The sequence below is a fragment of the Marinimicrobium sp. C2-29 genome, assembly GCF_038419845.1.
GTDB lineage: Bacteria > Pseudomonadota > Gammaproteobacteria > Pseudomonadales > Cellvibrionaceae > Marinimicrobium.
Genome location: NZ_JBCAQT010000002.1, coordinates 248,978 through 270,927 on the forward strand (window position 1 = coordinate 248,978; position 21,950 = coordinate 270,927).

The 21,950-nt window shown below is 50.3% G+C and carries 17 protein-coding genes; 6 read left to right on the top strand and 11 right to left on the bottom strand.

Annotated features, from left to right (window positions below):
- Positions 1 to 278 precede the first annotated feature (278 nt).
- On the top strand, positions 279 to 3,077 hold the full coding sequence (locus tag AAE484_RS03025) for a sensor domain-containing protein (RefSeq protein WP_341936853.1): 2,799 nt from the start codon (positions 279 to 281) through the stop codon (positions 3,075 to 3,077).
- Positions 3,078 to 3,468: 391 nt separating this feature from the next.
- Positions 3,469 to 4,785 (top strand): GGDEF domain-containing protein, encoded by a 1,317-nt coding sequence (locus tag AAE484_RS03030; protein ID WP_341936854.1) that lies wholly within the window; start codon positions 3,469 to 3,471, stop codon positions 4,783 to 4,785.
- Positions 4,786 to 5,240: 455 nt separating this feature from the next.
- On the opposite strand, the gene AAE484_RS03035 is transcribed toward AAE484_RS03030, so the two are convergent.
- Both AAE484_RS03035 and AAE484_RS03040 read right to left on the bottom strand, forming a co-directional pair.
- Positions 5,241 to 7,277, bottom strand: coding sequence for an EAL domain-containing protein (locus AAE484_RS03035; RefSeq protein ID WP_341936855.1), 2,037 nt, complete (start codon positions 7,275 to 7,277; stop codon positions 5,241 to 5,243).
- A 22-nt stretch (positions 7,278 to 7,299) separates the two neighbouring features.
- Positions 7,300 to 8,883, bottom strand: coding sequence for a methyl-accepting chemotaxis protein (locus tag AAE484_RS03040; RefSeq protein ID WP_341936856.1), 1,584 nt, complete (start codon positions 8,881 to 8,883; stop codon positions 7,300 to 7,302).
- A gap of 808 nt (positions 8,884 to 9,691) precedes the next feature.
- Here AAE484_RS03040 and AAE484_RS03045 point away from each other — a divergent pair.
- Positions 9,692 to 9,943 carry a hypothetical protein gene (locus tag AAE484_RS03045; RefSeq protein WP_341936857.1) on the top strand — a complete coding sequence of 84 codons (252 nt, stop codon included), beginning with the start codon at positions 9,692 to 9,694 and terminating at the stop codon, positions 9,941 to 9,943.
- Positions 9,944 to 9,986: 43 nt separating this feature from the next.
- On the opposite strand, the gene AAE484_RS03050 is transcribed toward AAE484_RS03045, so the two are convergent.
- From AAE484_RS03050 to AAE484_RS03065, 4 genes are all read right to left on the bottom strand, one after another.
- Positions 9,987 to 10,337: a hypothetical protein gene (locus AAE484_RS03050; protein ID WP_341936858.1), complete on the bottom strand. Its 351-nt coding sequence runs from the start codon at positions 10,335 to 10,337 to the stop codon at positions 9,987 to 9,989.
- Between the two features lie 521 nt (positions 10,338 to 10,858).
- Positions 10,859 to 11,344 (bottom strand): hypothetical protein, encoded by a 486-nt coding sequence (locus AAE484_RS03055; RefSeq protein ID WP_341936859.1) that lies wholly within the window; start codon positions 11,342 to 11,344, stop codon positions 10,859 to 10,861.
- Positions 11,345 to 11,816: 472 nt separating this feature from the next.
- Positions 11,817 to 12,338, bottom strand: coding sequence for a 3'-5' exoribonuclease domain-containing protein (locus AAE484_RS03060; RefSeq protein WP_341936860.1), 522 nt, complete (start codon positions 12,336 to 12,338; stop codon positions 11,817 to 11,819).
- A gap of 232 nt (positions 12,339 to 12,570) precedes the next feature.
- Positions 12,571 to 12,987, bottom strand: a complete 417-nt coding sequence (locus AAE484_RS03065) for a DUF6957 family protein (RefSeq protein ID WP_341936861.1) — start codon at positions 12,985 to 12,987, stop codon at positions 12,571 to 12,573.
- 463 nt (positions 12,988 to 13,450) lie between these two features.
- Between AAE484_RS03065 and AAE484_RS03070 the strand changes: the two genes are divergently transcribed.
- Positions 13,451 to 13,957 (top strand): hypothetical protein, encoded by a 507-nt coding sequence (locus AAE484_RS03070; protein ID WP_341936862.1) that lies wholly within the window; start codon positions 13,451 to 13,453, stop codon positions 13,955 to 13,957.
- Between the two features lie 39 nt (positions 13,958 to 13,996).
- Positions 13,997 to 14,455, top strand: coding sequence for a DUF6957 family protein (locus AAE484_RS03075; protein WP_341936863.1), 459 nt, complete (start codon positions 13,997 to 13,999; stop codon positions 14,453 to 14,455).
- Positions 14,456 to 14,493: 38 nt separating this feature from the next.
- Here AAE484_RS03075 and AAE484_RS03080 read toward each other — a convergent pair whose 3' ends face one another.
- From AAE484_RS03080 to AAE484_RS03100, 5 genes are read right to left on the bottom strand one after another with little or no spacing between them, the layout of a single operon-like run.
- Positions 14,494 to 16,239 carry a TniQ family protein gene (locus AAE484_RS03080; RefSeq protein WP_341936864.1) on the bottom strand — a complete coding sequence of 582 codons (1,746 nt, stop codon included), beginning with the start codon at positions 16,237 to 16,239 and terminating at the stop codon, positions 14,494 to 14,496.
- Entirely contained in the window at positions 16,205 to 16,948 is a 744-nt protein-coding gene (locus AAE484_RS03085; protein WP_341936865.1) for a TniQ family protein, read from the bottom strand. Before AAE484_RS03085 ends, AAE484_RS03080 begins: the two co-directional genes overlap by 35 nt.
- Positions 16,949 to 16,954: 6 nt before the next feature.
- On the bottom strand, positions 16,955 to 17,890 hold the full coding sequence (locus AAE484_RS03090; RefSeq protein ID WP_341936866.1) for a TniB family NTP-binding protein: 936 nt from the start codon (positions 17,888 to 17,890) through the stop codon (positions 16,955 to 16,957).
- Between the two features lie 5 nt (positions 17,891 to 17,895).
- Entirely contained in the window at positions 17,896 to 19,818 is a 1,923-nt protein-coding gene (locus AAE484_RS03095) for a Mu transposase C-terminal domain-containing protein (RefSeq protein ID WP_341936867.1), read from the bottom strand.
- On the bottom strand, positions 19,815 to 20,501 hold the full coding sequence (locus tag AAE484_RS03100; protein WP_341936868.1) for a TnsA endonuclease N-terminal domain-containing protein: 687 nt from the start codon (positions 20,499 to 20,501) through the stop codon (positions 19,815 to 19,817). Before AAE484_RS03100 ends, AAE484_RS03095 begins: the two co-directional genes overlap by 4 nt.
- A gap of 557 nt (positions 20,502 to 21,058) precedes the next feature.
- Here AAE484_RS03100 and AAE484_RS03105 point away from each other — a divergent pair.
- A complete protein-coding gene (locus tag AAE484_RS03105; protein ID WP_341936869.1) occupies positions 21,059 to 21,841 on the top strand; it encodes a sigma-70 region 4 domain-containing protein in 783 nt (260 codons plus the stop codon).
- Positions 21,842 to 21,950 lie beyond the last annotated feature (109 nt).

The window sequence follows — 21,950 nt, forward strand, 5'->3', positions numbered from 1 at the left end:
TTTGGTGTCCAAGTTTCTCACTGTCAGCTCCCTGATCAAAAGAATCAAAATGGACCGGCGTTGACAGCGGTACACATACAGGCTGTTGATCAGTTGGAACAGATTGTATCGCGCTGGCGGGTCATGGGCAGATAGCCGGTAATCCTCCCTTTAGAGTGAGCATTAGTTACTTGGGATATTCCACTATCATTCGGCTCTTTTAATAGGTAGAGTCCACGGAACGCGCTTAGGGAAATGGCTCTCGAAGACCCTTTTACCCGTAGTCTGGTCCGATTCCCATGCCCCCACACGCACACATCGCCGCTGAGCGCGCTCCCGCTTGGCTGGAAGCGCTTCCCGATTCTGCCGTCCTCATCGATGAGAACAGTACCATCCTCGCGGTTAACGCCCTGTGGCGGACGTTCGCCCTGGCAAACGGAGGCGCCCCTCAAGCCTATCTGGGAGATAACTACCTTGAAGTGTGTCAGAGTGTCCCCGCCGATGAGGTTGGCGATCTACCCCAACAGTTGGAAGACGTTCTCACAGGGGCCTCCGACTCCCTGGAGTGGGAATACTCATGCCATTCTCCTTCAGAACGCCGGTGGTTCCGGCTCACCGCCACCCGTATCCAGGAGCAGGGCCAGCATTATGTGGTGGTGATCCACCGGGACATCAGCCATGGGCGCCTGTCTGACGAAGCGGCCAAGGCTCACGAACAACAGCTCGAGTCCGTTCTCGCCCACACCCGGGAGGGCCTGGTAGTGGTCCAGGGACAGGAGACCATTCGCTACGCGAACCCCCGTGCGTGCGAGTTACTGGGGGATTCGCACGAACATCTGGTTGGCCAGAACCTCAGCATTCCCATCCCTTCCTCAACCGGGCAGACTCTCGAACTCCAACCCGCCGGTGAGGGGTCACGGACTCTGGAAATCTACCATGTGCGGAGCGAATGGGCGGGCGAACCCGCCTGGCTGGTCCACCTCCATGACATTACGGTTCAAGTGGCGGCCGAGCGAGCCCTGAAGGAGAACGAAGATCTCCTAGAGCGAACCAACCAGGTGGCCCGTGTGGGCGGCTGGGAAACGGACCTGACGACGGGGGAGCTATGGTGGACCTCCGTGACTCGGGACATCCTCGAAGTTGACCGCACCGAACCCCCGCCTCCCTTGGATGAGGCCTTACCCAAGTTCTACAAGGGCGAGTATTTCGAGTTGGTGAGCAGAAAGTTGCAGCACGCGATTGATCATGGAGTGATTGAAGATTTTGACACCCAGCTCCAAACCAGAACGGGCCGGACCATATGGGTCCGCATCCAGGCCCAACCTGAGATCCAGGATGGCAAGACCGTTCGCTTGCTCGGAACCTTCCAGGACATCAACGAGCGCAAGGAGCTGGAAACCCGGCTGGCCGAATGGGGCGCCGCGTTCAAGGCCGTCGGGGAGGGTGTGATCATCACCAATGCCGAAGACCGTATCACGGCGGTGAACCCGGCCTTTACCGCGATCACTGGGTATTTGGAAGACGAGGTTCGGGGGTGTAGCCCCAGCATACTGCAATTCGATTCGCCCGGCGGCAATACTTATGAGCCGCTATGGGCTCAATTAAAGAAACAAGACCACTGGCAAGGAGAAGTCTGGAGTCGGCGCAAGGACGGGGAAGTATTCCCCACCTGGCAGACCATCAATACAATCACCGATGAAGCGGGCCAAATTACCCACTACGTGTCCATTCTGACCGATCTCTCCCGGATCAAGCACGCCGAACAACAGTGGGAATACCTGGCCCACCACTGCGCGCTCACTGGCCTGCCGAATCGTCGCCTGTTTACGAACCGCCTGGAACAGGCGGTGACCCAGGCGCGCCGTTCAGGCGAAACCTTTGCGGTCCTCCTGATGGACCTGAATGACTTCAAGGCCCTGAACGACGGCTTCGGCCACGAGATTGGCGATCAAGCTCTGAAGGCCCTGGGATCCCGCATTAAAGGGCTCTTGAAGGAAGGCGACACCGTGGCCCGATGGGGCGGTGACGAGTTACTCCTGCTTGTCCGGGATCTGGAGGACTCTTCAGCCATCTCCCCAGTGGCCGAGTGGCTCCTGGACGCAATAGAGGCTCCCTTTGTCGTCGGGACTCAGGAATTCCGGCTGACAGCCAGCATCGGTATCGCCATCGGCGGGGTCTCGGATCAATCGGCCTCTTCACTGATCATGCAGGCAGACGGAGCGATGTATTCGGCCAAGGACTCGGGGCAGCGATTCGCGTTCTTCGCCAAAGAGGTGGGCGAAGCCGCGCGGGAGCGGATGTACCTCGGGACGGAGCTTGCCCGCGCTCTGGAACGGGGCCAACTGGAGGTCCATTATCAGCCCCAGGTGGACATTCAATCAGGTCAATGTCTGGGCCTGGAGGCCCTGGTTCGCTGGTACCACCGAGAGGAAGGGTGGATTTCCCCCGCCCGGTTTATTCCGGTCGCTGAGCAGAGTGGATTGATCCATAAACTTGGGGAGTGGGTTCTGGAAGCGGCGTGTCTGCAAGCCCGTCGATGGTTGACCGATGGATGGGATTTCGGTCGCATGGCGGTCAATATCTCTTCCCAACAACTCAATAGCAACAGTCTGGTTGGCCAGGTCAATCGGGTACTCAATAAAACGGGGCTCGCACCCACCCGGTTGGAGCTGGAATTAACCGAATCCTCCCTGGTTGACCCAAACATCTCGGTCTCCAATACCCTGGATGCCCTTCGGTATCGGGGCATCCACATAGCGATCGATGATTTCGGAACTGGCTACAGCTCCCTTGGCTATCTCAAGGATTTACCTGTAGACCTGTTGAAAATCGATCGCAGTTTTGTGGACGGACTGCCCGAAGATAAAAAGGCCCGAGCGCTCGTCGAAACCGTCATGATTCTCGGTCGCAAGATGGGGTTTCAGATCCTGGCAGAAGGGATAGAGACTCCCGCCCAGCTCCAGGACCTGGTGCAAGCGGGGTGCCTGGCCGGCCAGGGCTATCTTTTCTCAAAACCCCTTGATGCTGAAGGCATTTGGGCGCTTCAGTTTCCGTTGAAAGTCCCGTTTCACAGTAGCGTGGGGGTTGCAGACGCTTAGCCGGCAGATTACCAGTTTCACGGAGATGAGCGCGCTCGGATGGACCCGTCCGGTCGAAGTGAGGGTCCATTCCTTTCCTTGCCAATAACCCTGGTGATAAAGATTGGCGGTGTATGAGACCAGCAATTTTAAGGTTTCTGAGCGCACTTATGTCAAGCCACTCGGCGAACCACACCTCACCAAGATTGCCTTATCACTTCAGCACTTCTACCTATTGCCGATAACCTTCATCTACATTTTGATGTGGACATTTTTATCAAGTATTCTAGAGGACGCTTGTCAGTAATACAGCGTTCCGAGATCGGTACTCCTTGAACCAATTATCATTTACTAGCATATCGCTAAAATAGGTCCCACCCATATGAGGCTTGTCCAATTTATACAGACAGAAATGGAGCAGCTGCTTAAAGACTTTGGGGGGGCCGCGCTGGAAATCGCGCCGGGACTCAGGGGAGGAGACAGCCGGACCCTGGAGGACCATGCCCGTGAAATGCTGGAATTCATTACTGAAGACCTCCTGACTCCCCAGACCAATCGAGAGTCCGCAATTAAAGCGCTGGGCAAAGGCAGATCTCCGGTCTCGAATGCGGCTAGCAACCACGGATCGGGTCGCCATAGTCAAGGGCTATCGATGGTTCAGATGATACAGGAGCTGCGGGCCTTACGGGCGAGGATTATGCAAGCCTGGGGTGATTCGCAGAAAGGCCTCAGCACTGATGACATCGACGAATTATTACGCTTCAATGAGGCGATCGACCAGTTGATCGTTAACTCGGTGGCGAGCTACACCACCCTTAAAGAGCAAGACGCCCACCTGTTCGAAGCCATGCTGAGAGTCTCACCCGACCCCTCCGCCATATTCGATCCCAGTGGCAAACTCCTGTTTCTCAACGCTCCGATGGCCGATTTGGCCAAAACGACGGCCCGGGACGCAGCCGGGAAAACCCCGCGTGAACTGAATCTGGGGTTTGCTTCGAAGTTGCAAGACGCAATTACCGTAACCGTTAGAACCGGCCAGTTGCAGCGCCGAGAGTTTCGCTACCCCTCCCTCTCAGGCCAGGAGCTGTATTTTGACTGCCAGCTCGTCCCGGTTTTTGACGACTGGGGCAAGATTAAAGCCGTCGCGAAGACTTCGCGGGATATCACGGAGCGGAAACAAGCAGAACGCCAGATCTGGCACAGCGCCAACTATGATTCGCTTACCGGCATCCCTAACCGGCGTCTGTTCCTAGACCGGCTTGAGCAAAGTGTTTTAGAGGCCACTCGACAGGACCGCGAGTTCGCCCTGATATTCATCGACTTGGATCTCTTCAAGCAGGCCAACGACAAGCTCGGCCACAGTGCCGGTGACCGGCTTCTGGAGCAGGTAGCCGAACGAATAAGCACCGGCGTCCGGGCAATGGATACTGTCGCACGGCTCGGTGGAGACGAGTTCACCCTGATATTTAAAGACATCAACCGGGGTGATGCAAAGGAAGCCGCAGAGGAACTGTTGGCCAATCTCGAAAGGCCGTTCAAATTAGATACTCAGCAAGTACACCTTTCTGGAAGTGTCGGTGTAGCTATGTTCCCCGACGACGGCAAGGATGTTGAAGAGCTGATGCACAACGCCGATCAGGCAATGTACGCCGCGAAGGAGCGTGGTGGTCACCAGGTCCAACTCCATCAGAGTGAGGTGGAGCAGAGCCACTTTTTTACCGAACTCTGATTTACGCCTTTGCCAGTTTCAGAGTTACAATGCAACTACTGGCTCGTACTCTTGAACCAAACCAGGTATTTCACGAGCGAGGGGCGTCGCGCTTTACCAGAAAACCCTGCCCAAACCGGCAACCGATCTCGCTAAGCCGTTGCTTTTGCACTTCGGTTTCAACCCCTTCCGCCACGATTTTCAGTGAGAGGTGAAGTGGTCAACTCAAACACATAAGTCCGTATTCATTGCCACCGCCGTCAAAATTACGACCTTGGAGTTTTTCCAATAAGTGAACTCTTGACGCTGGGAGGTCAGAGCTCTCTGACTGAAGCAAAAGACGACGAGCTAAACAATACTTGGTGGGTCAATTTTATTTGTAGTAGTCCTCACTTGATCTCACAAACCTTTTCGCGCACGGATAATCATGTATCCGGGAAATGGTGCAATTTCACATTTTTGATTAAGTCACACAATCAGTCGCTAATTTTCCGGGCTAAAACTTCACGATAAGGAAGTGGGCGATCAAAATAGTATCCTTGGCCAAGCGCGCAGCCCATTTTGGTCAGCAATACTGCTTGAGCTTCTGTTTCAATACCTTCTGCTATTACCTGTAGTCCGTAAGCTTGGGCGATGTCAATCATAGCTCGGACAAGCGCTTCACCCTTGGGGTCTGCTATGTCATCAATAAACGACTTGTCAATTTTAATTTCATCCACCTCAAGCCTTTTGAGATAACTTAAGGAGGAATAGCCAGTGCCAAAATCGTCGATACTTATTTTCACTCCTAAATTACGCAGTCGTTGTAAATTGTGCAATGCAACGCTGCTTGTATCAACTATCACACGCTCCGTAATTTCGAGTTCAATGGCCTCTGGTGGAATAGAGAATTCTTTTAAAATATCTGAAACATAATCGAAAATACTAACTCCCGAAAAATGGCCCGCAGTAATGTTGACAGCGATGGCCGGGCAACCGTCTTCAGCCCAACTATAGCCTGAAATAATCTCAGCGACTTTTCTTAGTATATAGCGGTCAAAAGCAGAAGCCATACCTGTCACCTCCGCCACTTCGATAAACTCAGAGGGCGATATAGGCCCTAGTTCGTGATGATGCCAACGCGCCAAAGCTTCATGGGACTGAACTGATAGTGAAGCCAAGTGAACTTTAGGCTGCAAGTAAATCTCAATGGAATTATTGTGGAGAGCGGTTTTAAGTGCTTGCTCGATAACTATACGCCGCAGCAATTTTTGATGATTGCTCTCTTTAAAATATACAACGCACTCATCACGGGATTTCGCGTCCCGCAAAGACGCCTCGGCAAATCTGGGTATTTGTGAAAAATTCGTCTCATCCGAAGGATATAGGGCTACGCCCATTTTTGCGCCCATCCAGAGCTCTTCGCCATCTAGCTCGAAAGGTTTAGAGAAGATCTCCAGGAGGCTACTTACCAGAGATTCTGCATCTGCACGACCATCAACAGGGCAGACAGCCAGAAGCTCGTCGCCTCCGGGGCGAGCAAGCCAAGAATCTCCCCTCAGGGCACGGTTGACGCGCGAAGCAATTTTTATAAATGCTCGATCGCCGTTACGGAACCCATAGCGTTGGTTGATCTGCCCGAAGCGATCAATGTCTAGATAAATGACCGCATAAAGACTGCTCTGCTTTTCTGCTGCCTCAAATTTCTCAACGAGAGCTCGGCCGTTCAGGAGTCCAGTCAGGGGATCGTGATCTTTTAGGTATGCTGCCTTCGCTAATGCAGCTTCCTTTTCTGAAATATCAAAGCCCATTCCCTGAATTTCATCATTAAAGGATTCTTCACCTTCAACTTTTTTGAACGACCAGTCAGCCAGCTTTTCCGAGTTATGGGATTTCATTGTAACTTTGATGTTGATTTCATCGACTTTTGGGCTCGAGAGCAGAGATCCGATGGTGTTAACAAGCTCCTTTTCATTGTCTGCGATAAGCGAACTAAGAGACATGCCAAGTAGCTCTTCGTAAGGCCTTCCAAATACGTTAACAAAGGACGTATTAGCAAAGGTTATGCGCAGCTGGTCGTCCAGTCGACAGATGTAGTGCTTTTGGCTCTCTACAATACCCTTATAACGCCTCTCAGCATCTCGTAGCTTATTGAGCGTTTCATTATATTCGGTAAGGTCGTGGCATATTCCCAAAAAATAGATTTTCCCGTTGTATTCGAATTCGCCAACGGACAAATGCATTGGGAAAGTTGCACCGGAATTCTTCCGACCTAGAGTCTTTCGACCTATTCCGATAATTTTTGCTCGCCCTCCCGCAAGATAATTGGCGATGTACCCATCATGGGCACTACGATCTGGCTCAGGCATCAGTAAACCGACGTTCTGACCAAGACATTCGTCCGCAGAATATCCAAAGAGCCTCTGAACAGAATCGGATACTTGGAGGATAATACCGCGATCGTCAATAACGACAACCGCATCTACGGCTGCCTTCAAAACGGCTGTTAAAGGCCCATCACTTCCTAAAAGCATGTCACCCTAATCCAATCAGAGACTACTTAAACCTGACCACTAACTCGTGCAGGTCCCTAGCTATCTGCCCTAATGCTCTCACACTATCGGTGGACTTGTCTCCTTTTTGGAGGTTGGATTGCGCGAGAGAAGAGATGTTCTCCACTTGTGCGTTGATCTGATCAGAGACTTGGGCTTGCTCCTCTACCGCCGCTGCCATCTGAAGGGCCATATCCGCAATTTCCCCCACGGTGGTCGCGATGCTGGTTAGCGTTGTTTCCGTCTCAAGCATTTTTGCCAGACCAGATTCAGCGGCCTTAGTGCCTTTTTCGGCGATAATTACGGACCGCTCTGACCCGCTCAAAAGATTCTCTACAACACTGTGAATTTCCTGGGTTGAATCCTGTGTGCGCTTAGCCAAATTCCTGACCTCATCGGCAACAACGGCGAAGCCGCGTCCATGCTCGCCAGCGCGTGCTGCCTCAATCGCTGCGTTGAGCGCGAGGAGGTTCGTTTGGTCGGCAATTTGCTCGATTATTCCAGCAGCGGAGGCAATGCTCCGACTCTGGTCCGCCAAATCTGTAACCGATTGCCGAATTCCGTCCACTGTTACCTTAAGTTCCTCGATGGCCTTGCGAGTGGACTCCACGACCTCTTTACCCTTGACCGCCAGGCCTCGGGAGTCCTCGGCTCTGCTAGCCGTCGCCTGCACGTTCGATGACACCTCTGAAATGGTCATTGACATCTCATGCACCGCAGCAGCCACTTGCTCTGTCTCACCCTGTTGTTGGCGCAAAGCCTCTTGGGTCTGATTGGCGATTTCAAGCCCCGATACGGAGCGAGAGGTTACTTGACTCGCCGAGTCTTCCAAGCGGGTCAAAACAGCGTCGAGGTGGGCCTTTTGAGCCATGACGGCGACTCTGATGCGACCCTGTTCAGGCCCGTCGTCTGTATAGCTTTTAGCCGCTAACGTGTCGGTAAAGCTGTTTTCCAACAGGCGAGTGATTGCTTCCCGCAAGCTGTTTTGCGTCGTATACTTCCAAAGAATTGAAGCTAGGAGGCTGATTGAGAGCAATCCCATCGCTAGCATGGGGTAACCCACGGCATACAACCCCGCGGCTAAAGCAATCATTGCAATAAAGGCAACTGTAACCAGAGAGATTTTCTCGTACCACCGGACCAGAGTGCCCCCCGCATTGATTCGCTCGTAGAGCTTTGAAGCGCGTTCAACATCGTTACGTTTTGGACAGGAGCGGACCGACTCGTACCCGACAACCTTTCCACCTTCGGTTACTGGCGTCACATAGGCACTCACCCAGTAATAGTCACCATTTTTGCGACGGTTCTTTACCAGGCCCATCCAAGGTCGACCCGCCTTTAGGTGCCACCACATATTCTCATAAGCTGCTGGTGGCATGTCGGGGTGACGCACAATGTTATGGGGTTGACCGATCAACTCCTCTCGCTTAAAACCGCTGACCTCTACAAATGCACCATTACAGTGCGCTATATTGCCGTTTAAGTCAGTAGAGGATATGAGCTTTTGGTGAGGTGGGAACTTCAGCTCATTACCGGTAACAGGAAGGTTCTTTCTCATGGAAATCCCTGGGTTGTTGTTAGTAGCCATGATCATCCAGATGATCAGTAACTTGCCAGAAGCGAAGATTTTTGAAGCTCACACATTCTTAGTGTTAGTTAGTTAGTAGTCAAACTCAATTGAAGACACAAACTTGATCTGCGTCAAATTAACCATGAGTATTTTGGCGCCACCTTTTGATTTTCCCAATTTCTGAAAAATTCTGATATTCACCACTCGAATCTCTATAATCACTCTCTTATATTGTTCAATCGGAGGCAAACTTGAGGGCCTCGCGTGTAAGTTTTCGCCCCATCTATTTTGTGAAACCGGGGACCAACTGTTGAAAGGGTGCCAACCCCGCAGTGGTAAGTTCCGCCAACCACAAACAACGGCGACCATCAGCCCTTTCGGTCCAGTAGTGCCAGCCGTCGATCTACGTAAGACAGTTCGATTTATTGGCTTAAGTTAGCATCGGAGGGGCCCAAAAAGGTCGCTTTCGCCTCACAGGCTAGCTGAGGGAAAAGCTACTATAGTTAAAGAACCCTAGCCGTTGCCATCGAGAGTCAAGGCTTTGAACGCTGAGTTTTTATGCAAGAGTTTGTAAACAAATTGCCCTAAGCTGGAACTGAAGGCGATGACCTGCAGACACTCGTAAGGCTCTTTGTTAGAGCTCCTGGAGGCGGTCACAGGCTTGGAGTCGACCTACCTGACTTCTATTGATTTACAGAGGTCTGTGTTCGCTCGCAGCACGAATTTCTCACCATTCCAGAAGGATTGAGTGTCCCCGGGGACGACACTCTATGTAAACAAGCTATAGAGGGATTGGCCTGTTTCGAGCGGAGAGGTCATCCGCTCTATGGCGGTCATCACCCGACCGCCACACCCCAGGTTCTCCCGCTACCATGACAAGTCTATCCCCTTTTTCTTGCCTCTGGATCCCGAGGTAATAAGGACCTGGCTGGACCCCAAGATTGGCGCTGACGACCCTGTCATAAAGAGCTTGCTGGACAGACCCAAGATCTATTCATCCCTCTCAGTAACCCGAGTGAAGAGCTTTGTTCGAGGGGAAGCGCTCGACGCCCCTGAGGAACTGCTCCCTGACGCCTGATTCATCATTCTGGAAACAGTTTTGCTCCAAGGAGTCCTTGCCCTTAATCCGAGTCGCCCGTCAAGAAGCGGCCGTCAGTAAATAGAGGCTCATTGATGGCGTCGCGCAGGCGCTTCTCCGCTCCGGGCTCTGTCAATGCAGCCAGATGCTGATCGAACTCACGCCTGATTTCTTCCAGGATCTCTCCATCCTTACGGATTCGATGCCCCGCCAGCCGGATTAAACGCGTGTATTCATCTGGAGTGAGTAAAACACCCTCCGGGCGATGCTGGCCCGTAATGAGCAATGCACCGGCTGGTGACCTCTTTAGACGATCATGCAACCCCGTCCATCCAACTTTTTCCAACTCAGCGGATGGGATTGGTTCAAGCTCGTGTACCGAGGGGAAGTCCATGGGAAGGCCTCGCGAAGGGTTCTCAGTATTTCTACCACTTTGACCAAGGCCGGTCAACGCCCCTAAACAGGCTGTATCCCGCGCCACGACTGACTTACAGCTCTCTGCTGCTCCTCTAAAGACAACCTTGGTTCCCCCTGTCGGGAAACTGTGCTGCTCAAGAGAGTTGAAACGAACTGAGTAGTTACATACACTGAAACTGCTTATATATACAGGTATTATATGCTTAGTTCAAAACGTCAGATCAGCGCTGAGTTTGTCGAACTGCGCTGCAGCCAGTGTGCAGGCGGAGTCTATCGCCTCACCCGCCCCCAGAGCGAACAGACCGAAAAATGGCGAGAATCCGTTGTGATTCAGTGCAATCCAACGGTGTGGGACTGTGCATGCCACCTCTGTGGTCATCAAACAGCTTTCATGCGACCAGGACCATTCGTGGTCTACAAGGGTAAAGAGTTCGTGCTGTTTGACTCGGTCGAGGAGAAAGTACAGGCGCTACGAGCCTTACTGAGGTCGGTTTCACGCTAGTGGGCGGCGCAGGCCGCAGATAGAGACTGGATCCGCTTTCTCATCTGCAACGCTCTAGCCTCCGCCGAGCTACCGTTCAATTCTATTGTTTTTCTGGCGTTATATTTGGGAATACGACCGGTCTCAGATGGATAGCCGAGCTGATTACTCACTAACCTGGTGCGCCCCCTTCTGAGATCGTTGCTGAAATGATTGTGCCCATAGACCCACAGGGCCGGCTGGTATCGATCAACGATGTGATCCACGTTAGCCTGGAAGTACGCCGATATGGTGTCTACTCCGAAGTTCTGATTGCGAGTATCCAGCCCCGGCGGGAAGTGCGTGACAACGACCGTGCTCTCTGGGTCGGAATTAGACAACTCTGTCTCCAGGTAGCGGGGACTCTCCTCGAATCGATCCACAGCGTCCCGGGGCGTGAACCAGTCCCCATCTCTGGTCTGAATCAAGGAAAAATCGGTGATGCTCCGCTCAGCCATATACATGGCACGCTCAGTGTTAATGACGCCACAAACTGACAAAGGTAAAGAGTGATTTAAAACACATTTGGCGGTTTATGCTTACCGATAATTTTCGAGACTTAATTAGATATAATGGCAAAAAATCTCAAAAATGTCTGACGTTCGACCGCTACTCTATTTTACTATATAATTCAAGTAGTTAAGTGCAAAAAAACCATAAAGTAAGAGAAAGTTTGTTTACTCCGGAAACCGCCAATCTCCACTAATAACTTTCATATTTCGATCTACAGCAAAGCTAACAATAGGCCGCTTGTAATGTATGCAAGGATTGCCGCAATTCGGAACGTCTCCTAGGTTTACAGCTCGTGGGTCACCATACTCCATATGTATCCAAAAATTTGCCTCTTCGGACTCGCCATTGGAGTTAACAACTATCGACGGTGGCCAAAAAGACTTGACCACTACAGACGTCAGCGAGAAGCCGCTTTTTAGCTCCTTATTTGAGCCCGATTTTTAATCCCATTTCTTGCTTCATATGTAACAAAGCTTCTGCATTTCCAATAGCATCGTCAACTGGATTATGCGTATGCTTGGTTCTTGTGAGGTGCTTGAAATTCTTAAACGTGTCGCTAACCATACCCTTATAAAGAGACCCAAGGTTGGAAGAGCTAAACCCAAATGGGTTTTCACCAAGGAAGTGATGGAAGTACCAGTTTATAAACTGCCAGTCGAAACCGTTATTGTCACTGTAGAACATAGGATTTCCGTTTGAATTTTCGTTTAGCCAAACCTTGAATTCATTCATCACCTCGACTGGTTCAGAAAAACTCAACACCTCTTCTCTCGTATGACCGGAAACTTCCAGCGCTTCCTGAATCCACTTATCACTTATGGGCTTCAGCTTTCCATAGAAAGTTTTACTGAGGCTTTCTTCAACCACGACTGCTCCAAACGAGACCATCGAATAATCACCAGGAATTGGCCCATCACTTTCAATATCAACCATGATTATAGACATAAATACTCCGATTATAATCTCTACCTAACATTTGAATAGACGCCCTAGTGACGTTTATCTCCGGGTACACCGTCATGACGACTTGTATTTGGATCGTGCGCTATTTCGATGTTCCTGGAAAGCAGTTGCCCGATTTTAATCAGTTAGAGAGAACTCGATATGCAGGTCTGATGATGGGGTTAATTTCATTGTGGGCTACTGTTCCTCTCAAAGAAATCGTGTATTTAGCACTCTAAAAGATAAGGTTGTTGTAAACGGCAGGCTCCACGGTCAAACGAGAGCCTCTTCCTACTAGCACGTAAGCCGTGTTTCTGGTCAGGAATATGCAGTTTTTGTGAAACTCCACCAAGAGCGTGGTTCGCACGGATAGGCCGTTGCTCCACCTGCCCGCCTGATCATCAATAATATTGTTGGCATATACAAAAGACGGAATAACACCTTTGGCTCTGAACTCTTCTTGTTGACGCTTATCTATGTCAACGTCGGCCCAGCACCAGTCTTTTACAACGCAGTATGGCTTTCCAGGGAAGTGCTCTTTGGAGCAGGCGAGCATGACTTCGATCTCTTCTTCAGAACACCCGAAATCGCACGAATCTCCTTTGCCGTTTACGAGCCTTGAGGTCTGAGCGATTTGCTGTCGAGCGTCCAAATTAGCCTCCACCACCTGATTAAACTGCAGCTCTTATAGCTCCCAAGTAAAGCATATATTAATAGCTTTTAACTCTATTAAAGTAGATAGCAATAGCTTATTCCTATAATTGAGCCGATGCAAGTGCCGGCATCGGGTACTGCCTAACGCCAGGGTCAATCGAATAAGGGGATGCTGTGCGGATAGGGTAGCTAAGGGCTCGACTCCCAAAATTTCTAGATTAATTTTCTCTTAAGACCCATCTGGCTCATAAGAAAACACTTTAAAAAAGTCCTCGATCCTCAGTGGATTGACGACCATAACTCGCCAAATCGTCGTTACCTTAGCAGCTTAGAGAATCCCTCATCCGGAGAAAGCGATACAACAATTCCTTTATTATCATGTGGTTACGTTAAAGCCAGCCTTGCGGTATACCACCAATGCGCCTAGATTAAAGCCATCATCTTAATGTAGGTGTTCAGCCGTGACCGACCAGCCTGTCTCGAATAGTTCTAATCCCCACATCCCTCCAATCATCGACTTCGAGGCCTCAGGGCTGGATATGGAAATGAGCTATCCAATCTCGGTTGGAATTGCTACTTCAGACGTCAATTACTACGCCATCATAAAACCAAAGTCCGACTGGACACACTGGTGTGTGGACGCGGAGCGGATTCATAAAATTCCCCGATATCACTTGGTCGAATACGGACTCCCAACCGCTGAGGTCGTAAAGAACATTGAGCGCTTGCTCCCATCGAACCGGACGATCTTCTCTGATAACCCTTCCTGGGATGGATTCTGGGCAACTCGATTAGGACTGACCAATTTTGTCATTGCCAATGTTAAAGATTTGGCCCCTCCCAACAACCGGAGGCAGTTAAAGCGGATCGCCGAAGCAATACGAGCGGATGGTCATTTTTGCCACCACCGGGCTATAGATGATGCGATTACTTTGAGGTTGGCTGTTATTCACCTTTGGGGTGAGTAGCGAGTTCCAGGAGCGGCGCTTAATCAAAGGGGACAAACAATGAATTTATTCGAGTTTTTTGAACAACTCATGGGCATCGTCGATGACTCAGGTGACCCTACCGACTATGGGTGCTCCAGAGAAGAGATCTCCGCATTCAAGCGCATAGCGAGAGATCGTCATCCAGAAAAGCCTGTTTGCGTCGTTGCGGACTGGAAGTGGCTAGACGTTCCAGCGCCGGAAGATAATATGAATGATTCCCCCCGTTCTACGGAGGAATACCTCCAATTCGTGGTTGCGAGGACAATTTTAGAAGATGAAGCCGACCGTCGCTTCAATAGTGTATTTACCAGCCGACTCGTCGATTTCTCTGATGGTTGCATATTCTGCACCCGCAATACCGCGTACATACTTGTCGGGCCAGGGAAACGACGAACTGTGGTACCTGAGGTTCTCGCCTATGCTTCAGTACATAGAGCGGCCCTTGTACTATCCCGGCAGCCAAGGCAGAAGGATTGACTCGAGATTTTTGGAAAGCGCCACGGATACCAATTCGCTTAGCTGATCCCTGATAACTCGAATCGGAGTTTCTCAAACGCCTGCCTTCGCAACCAATACTGGCGACACCCGTCGACGGATGGTCCAGCGACAAATGAGATACCATGCTCACGAAAGGTTGTAACCAACGCTTTTGGTGGACGTCCATAGGTTTTCGCTATGGAAGAGAGTGATACGTAGTTCCGTTTAAAGGCCTTCAGATCCTCCTTTCTCACCTTACGACCCCTACGGCCTCCGCCGACAGATCGAATCATTCCTTTATTAATCAAATGATAGCCCACCTCCTGCTTGATCCCGAGTGCATTACAGGCTTCAGGGACTGTTAACAACCCATGAATTTTGGCCTCCGTTTCCGGCAGCCGCCGGCGGACTCTCAGTCCCAGGGTGAGTCGCTGACTCAGCGGCTCATCAATCCAGTACGGAATCGTACCATTTATACAATCACGGAGAATGGTTCCAATGGTCTCTTCGGTTGACCCGTAGTATCGCAGATAGTGGTTGAGTGTGATTGTATCCTTATGTCCTTCCCTAGAGGCGCCACCTCTCAGTGCCTGAATGACGCGGCCGACCGATTCTTTATCGATCTCCCAGGGGGCACCAGCCTTTCTCGGATTGTAGCCAAAGACTCCTTGGTGTAGAAGAACTCTCAATTCCTTCTTGGTTAGCCCCAGGTAGGTCTTAAGGTCCTGGAAGGACATGAGTTCGACCATTTGATCGTTGGTTGCCGACCCCGTCAGTGAAACGGTCACCTGGCGAGTACCCGACGGTAGAACTCTGACGTACCCATCAATCCTACCGCCCTCAATCAGGTTGACGACTCGATCCAGTCGCATGGCATGATTTTTACAATATTCGGTTCCAGTCATTAGGTCCCCCTGAGCGTCAGCCCACTGGCGTACCCACTTGGCTTTCTTGTCGATCACGTCAGGCCAGATCTCAAGGATATAGCGGGCATAGCCCGTCGATATAAAATCGAACTGATGGCCCACCAAGTCGTTCTTCAGAACCCTAACGAACCGTCCTATCCCGGCTTTTAGCCGTCTTCCGACAAGAGAATGGTCTTCGATCTGTGGAACAAGACGACTGACATGACTGGGCCAGCGCTCCAACACTTCTGATGCCGCCGCTAATACCCGATACGCCACCTCTGGATTGCCTTTTATGGGGGCCTTTAGCGGTTTCGCAATCGACTTCATTCCCGCATAAGCGCCTACTACCAGAATGAGTCGCTGCAAATCATCCACTACCAAGTGGTCCAAAGCGGCAAAGACTTCATTTCTCCCTCGGTAGATCAGGCCCAGCCTGTCTGCCAGGTAGAACATCAGCCCTAGATGGCTTTCACCGACCTTTTGACTGATCTCAGCATCCACCCAGTGATTGATGACGCCAGAACGAACATTCACCAAAAGCCGCTGGTGCTCCAGGCATACGGGCAACAAAGCATGCTCCCACGCTAAACGATAATAAGCCGAGCGCGCCATGCACTCGGGGCAATATCGAAATCCGGTATTGATCAGGTATCTTGGGCTTGAAATAGACTTTTGGCGAGCCAGGAGCTGATAGTTCTGTTCGGATAAGTTGACTTTGCAGATGCGTAGTAAGGTTTCGTCTGGAGACTGGTCAGGTTTCTTGTAAAAGCTTGCCATGGTGCCTGGCGATGGCAATCCATTGCTCAGCGCCAAACGCCATAAGTATCCCTTTAGCCCCTCATCAGAATAGGGTATTGGACGGACAAGCAAGTGCATGGCTTGTACTCCCCACTCCGATCATCTGCGTTTGCAGGCACTCGAAGAAGCGCCAGCGATCAACGCCTCTCAGTGGGAAGAACCGCCTACTGTACTGCCGTTGGCGATCATCCAACTGATTAACAGCCCTTTTCGGTAAGGACCGCCGGAGATAGCGGTCCACCTCCTGAACAACGCTCTGGGATTCTGGCGCCACGGCGGTGTCTCTCTCCAGTCGATCTTCCAGAATGAGCTGGGTTTCAATGAACTCCGACCTGATGTTGTCGTTGGCGGCCAACATGTGCTCGGGGATATCGAGCTCTTTAGCTCCCTCTTCCATCAGCGCTCTTCCATGTCGGGTACATAGGGGTAGCCAGGCCACCTGCCAGCTGGCTCGATAGATATGATCCTCATTTAAACAGTCGGGGCAAAACCATCGCTTTCGAAGCATGTGATAGCTCGGCAGCGCAACTTTCCCGTAGTGATACGATGGTTGCTCGGTGCTGGCATCCTTTATTAGCCTTAATCCTTTGACATGGCTTTCCCTAATACCGGGTACCTTCCGCAACATCTCCGGCGTCACTTCGAGAATCTTGCCCCGGCAGCTCGGCATAAGCATTTCAAGAAATCGATCCAGTTTTGTTACACCATGCTGACTCGATAGGCGCTTCAGATACGATTGAATCGATTCATCGGTTTTCGGCGTAGGATGAACTAACAGTCTTTGCATGAGCACTTATTCCTCGTAGTAAAACGGTTGACCTTCGGCAGTCAGTGACACCGGCCTAAAGGATCCATTAAATGGATTTTGCGCCGGGCAGGCATCAGACCAGATTTCATTCAGAAACGCCTCTTCAAGGACCTTATCTGACAAGGTTGTTTCGCCCTTCGTTACTAATAAGCGAACAGCCTCCGATAACAGCTTGATCATGAAATCAATTCGACCATCGGTGGCATAATGCATCCTCCTTAGATGACTTTCGTATTTCACATAGCTGATGTCCATCGGATAGTCGGATGCCTTAAGAATGTTCGCCAGGTAGCGACTGAATACTTTCATCTCCCCCTCGTTGTCCGCTGGAAACCCTTTAAGGTTAAGGCGCTTGGAAAAGCGCCTGTTTAGTTGTGAATTTGACAGCAGCAGTGCTTTGGCACTGGGGATACCAATCAGTACAATGGAAATATTGGCCCCATCCATCAGACCCTTTATCCAGTCGGCCACCTGCTTAGGGGATTTCAGAATCCGCCCGCCCTCTACGAGGTGCTGTGCCTCATCCACAATTAGCACGCGGGTCTTGATGCTTGTTAACACCGTTTCCAGGCGCCTTTTTAACTGCACCTCTGTGTCTCGTGCTCCATAGACCTGGCCGAGTTGATCGAGAATCAGTTTACACACTGCCACAATCGTGGGGTTGGACGGCATACTGATAGAAATCACTTCATGGACTTCTCGGTCCTCCTGTTTGCTCGGGGGATGCTTTGACAGCATCGACTCGGCAAGCTTTGTTTTCCCAACACCGGGTGGGCCACATAGGAGAAACCCTTTCTGATAGCCACGGGCTGCCATCTCATAAACCTGGTCAAAGGCCTCCAAAGCCAATAGAAACTGCTTGTGTTCGAATGTCACAGAGCGCATCCGTTCAATCGCGTCATAGGGGTTAAAGTCAGACATACAATTCATACCTCCTCATCATCAGAAAATAGGCTCTTTCCAGGATCAGTGCCCATCGGTGACGTTTTCAAAGATCCGCTCTTTCCGTACCGGGAGTTATGTTTTGCCGACTTTTTTGCATTTGCTAACCTTTTACTTTTCCGGGTATCCTCTGTGGCTTTTTCGACCATCTCGATCTGAGCTTTCATGGTTTTATGCAGGTCTTCGGGTTTTACGTTCCCGTAATACCCCCGGTCCCTCCTATCTTTTCGGGCTTTCGTTCGAATTTCGTTGAACTGATCTCTTGTCAAGCGCTGCTCCCTCAACAATCTATCTGAAGCAGGAACGTCAACATATTGTTTCTCGACCGAATCGTAGAAATATACCGATGAAATATCGGCGGGATCCCGGTAAATAGTGATCGTCGCTGACATCCCGTGCTGTTTGGCATAGCGTTGGAGCTCCGGTGACTGGTATTTTGCGCAGTCCCAGGTGACCCCAAATTTTTGGACTTTTAAGTCCTTGTTCTCCCATCGGATCCGAATCAATTCTTCTTTTGAGGCTGGGAGCGAGATTGGGGCACCCAATGCCTCCCTCTCTTTCCATAGCTCAAGTGGGGGCTTTTCCCGACCTGCCTGAATGGACTTATGGTACGTATTGAGAAGCCAAATAAGGTAAAGTCTTTCAAGCTCGTCAAGTGTGAGGACAGCTTTTTTGGACGATTTGTAGTCACCTTTTTTCTGGTAATTTCGAGAAGTATGACCCGGTAGAGATGCGCAGAACGACTCATTCATGGTCCTGAAGAACCGTTCTACTTTACCTTTCCTCTGAGGATGGCCTTTTGGGTTATAGACACAAGAGATATTCATTGACAGAAGGGCCGAGCGAGTGTGATTTGAGATTAGATCCGAGCCATTGTCCATAACAATTTCCCGCATAATACCAAAGCTCGGCCATTCACAATCATTGTTGAGATTGTGCTTCTCCAAAATGGCGTTTTTGGTGTCAATGGCATTCACGATCGCACTCGTCGTCGTATAGCTATTTGGCTCACCAACCATCATAAAATGGCCCTGTTGCACTCCCGTACACCTATCCATAACTGCGGTTAGATAGGGTCTTCCAAGAGACTGCGTTCGGTCATCCGACACAATCTCTACATCCATGGGTGTGTGGTCAATCTCAACTGACAGAAGAATATCGCTTGGCCGTTCGAACAGCATTCCAGCTGGAAAATCTCGCCTTGCCGCCAAGAATCCTTCTCGCTTTAGAGTCTTCTGATATTCACTTAGACTGTTAACTCGCTCAGAAATCGTCGTATAGCTAACGAATGGATATTCTCTTAGCTCCAGAGTATTGGCGATATAGTAATTCACTAGGTTTTGAAAAGCTCTTGTAGTTGCGCTTTTGTCACGCAGGTAGAAGCTTTCACTCAGTTGGTCAATCAAGTCGTTTACGGGCTTGGCGAGTTTTGGTTTTCTGTTCCCTCTCCGGTGAATCTTTGGCACTAAGCTTTCCAAATTTTGGTTGCTTCGCCGGTAGCGAGCGGCGTAGCGACGGAGATTTCGGTCGCTGGGAATGGTTGCTTCGGTTTCAATCAATTGGGCGGCCTGCTCAATACGCGATAGTCGCTCTTCTTTGTTCTTAATCCAACGACCATTTTCATCGGTGGCCGCCCTTACCCAGATCAAATTTCGCTCCGCAATGCTGATTAGGTCCTGGGGGTAGCATTGCGGCTGGTATTTTGGACGCTTTTCTACACAATCACCGATTAGGCTGATCTTGTTATCGGACCATTGAGACTGGAGCTCACCAAGATCCCAGATGCTCTTCTTACCATTGATGCTTTGAAGCTCAATTTGTTTGGCCGTTAGATGAACGTTACAGATTGTCATCTCTTCACCGCTTGAAAACTTAATCTTGTTGCCGGTTGTCAGTTCAGTATTCATTGCTTTTCCTCCGATAAGTAGACAAATTGTTTCTGTGATTCCCATACATCGTTAAAATATTGATAGTCGCTATCACCTGCCTGGCAGAGGGGGCTGTTTATCGCGATGAACTGAGAGAAATCGTGGAACACAAATTGGTTAGCAATGAGCTCCAAGGCAGTTGTGTCGGAGTCACACAGACCGATCAAGTCGGAAAGCAGGAACGGATGAGCCGGTAAATCTGCAGCCACCCTTTCTAGCTCAGCCAGGCGGTCGTCATCCAGGGTGACGAATTTCTGAAAGTAAGAACAATTCTCAATAACGACTTTCTCGTTCCGGATTGTTGCCTCAGTCACGACCCAGTAGGCCATGTTGTAGTGTTCTGCCAACGCGCTACCAATGGCACTTAAGCGCCTGGCTTTCTTCTGCGCCTCCTTGGCGTACTTCACTTCCACATAGGCCTGCGTGCCATCCACAAATGTGAGCAGGAAATCCGGAATCGTGCGGGCGGGAGTGCCGTCAACCTCAAAATGGATAACCGCGGGCTGCTCCTCATAGCAGGCAACGCAGGACGAGAAATCTATCCATAAGGCCACATTTCTCTCCAGCGTTGATTCACAGGCCACCGGCTTAGTGCTCTTCGGGGTCCTGATCAGGTGTCGGTTGGTTAGTCGAGAACGACTCAAAACATTTCGGATAGCCATATTGTTGCTCCACGTGTCCCAGATAAAACCGGAAGACAAAGTCCCCCTGTGCCGAGAAATTCAGAAAATCTCAGCTAAACTATTGATAAATATTGATATTTTGGCTTTTCGAAGGGATACTGAAGCTCGCCTTTGAGTCTCGTCCCTTCAAAAGACCAATTCCTGCCAGCAGGTTTTTTGTTGTCTCTTAAATCATCTGTACTCTCCTTGTTTAACTTGATTAAAAAACGATCAATCTTTTACTAATAGCCCATTTCTAAGGCAAATGCAAACTTTTTGTTATTAAAAATAGATAATCTATTATTAAATCGTATACTCCAGATTTACTCTTGATCGTTGGGATCATCACGTTCACCATTGCCCCCTAGTTTTTTAGGCCGGTATTCTCATTGCCTATACACATAACTAGCGAGTCGCCCTCAACCCGACAAATAATTTCAAATTTATTGTTTTTTTCGTTATTGGGTGAAAATTAACCAACTGCACTTCAGGATCGTTGTTCGCTTTGCCACTCGCACAAGCACAGAAGATGCGGATCATTTTAAGAGACAGTTTTAATGCCTTTAGCCCAGGATCAGTTCATCTCAACTACCAAGTACCACCTGACATCCCTGATAACAGACGCAGACTTTTTCGATTCCCTGGTTGGAATGGTGAGGAACATCTTGCGGCCCTACATCAACGAATCCACGGAATGTCGCTGTATCGCGGAAGATGCTCAGTCAGAAATCGTGATGAAGATGTTAGAAGAGCTTCAAAATGGACAGTTCGGCAGCTTGGAGAAGTTTTCTGGGGAGAGTCGTGTTCCAGAACTATTGGATATCAAGAAAATTGTGATGTGGCGGGCCAAGCGCTACTGTCTGACGCGTGCCATACGGTGGCGAGACTCCCGGATTTCGGAAGATTCCAAGGCTGATACGAGTAAGCCTTCCTCTGAGCAGGGCAGTAGTGATCGTAAAGGCAAGGAAAAGAAGGGTATAGGTTCGAGAGCACGCGTCTATCCCCGGGCAGGGCAACAGTTTGGTTCATCTGTAGATATGGATTCTGACGAGGCCACTTTCTGGGAAGAGGTAATAAGAAATTCCTCAAGTCATCAGATATACGGGCAGTCACGCCAAGAAGCTGATCTCCCCACTATCGAAGAGGCTCTTCGCTACCTTTCCAAGAGAGGGTTGGCGCCCAGCAAAATTGAGCTTGTTAAATTCAGATACGAGGGAAAAAGTTACGACGACATAGCGGAAATTGTTGGAAAGTCCCCGGCCGCTGTGGAAAAGGCATACAAGCGTGTGTTTGACGAGCTTGGTATCCAACCCATTGATGAGCGGGGACAGAGCAAGTAACGGGGGAAGCTTCGATCAGAAATCAAAAGCCCCCCTACAACGAGCTCCACTTAAGGCTTGCTCGCCCTTGCGGTCCATGTATCACTTGGAGCCAAGAGCATCCGCAAAA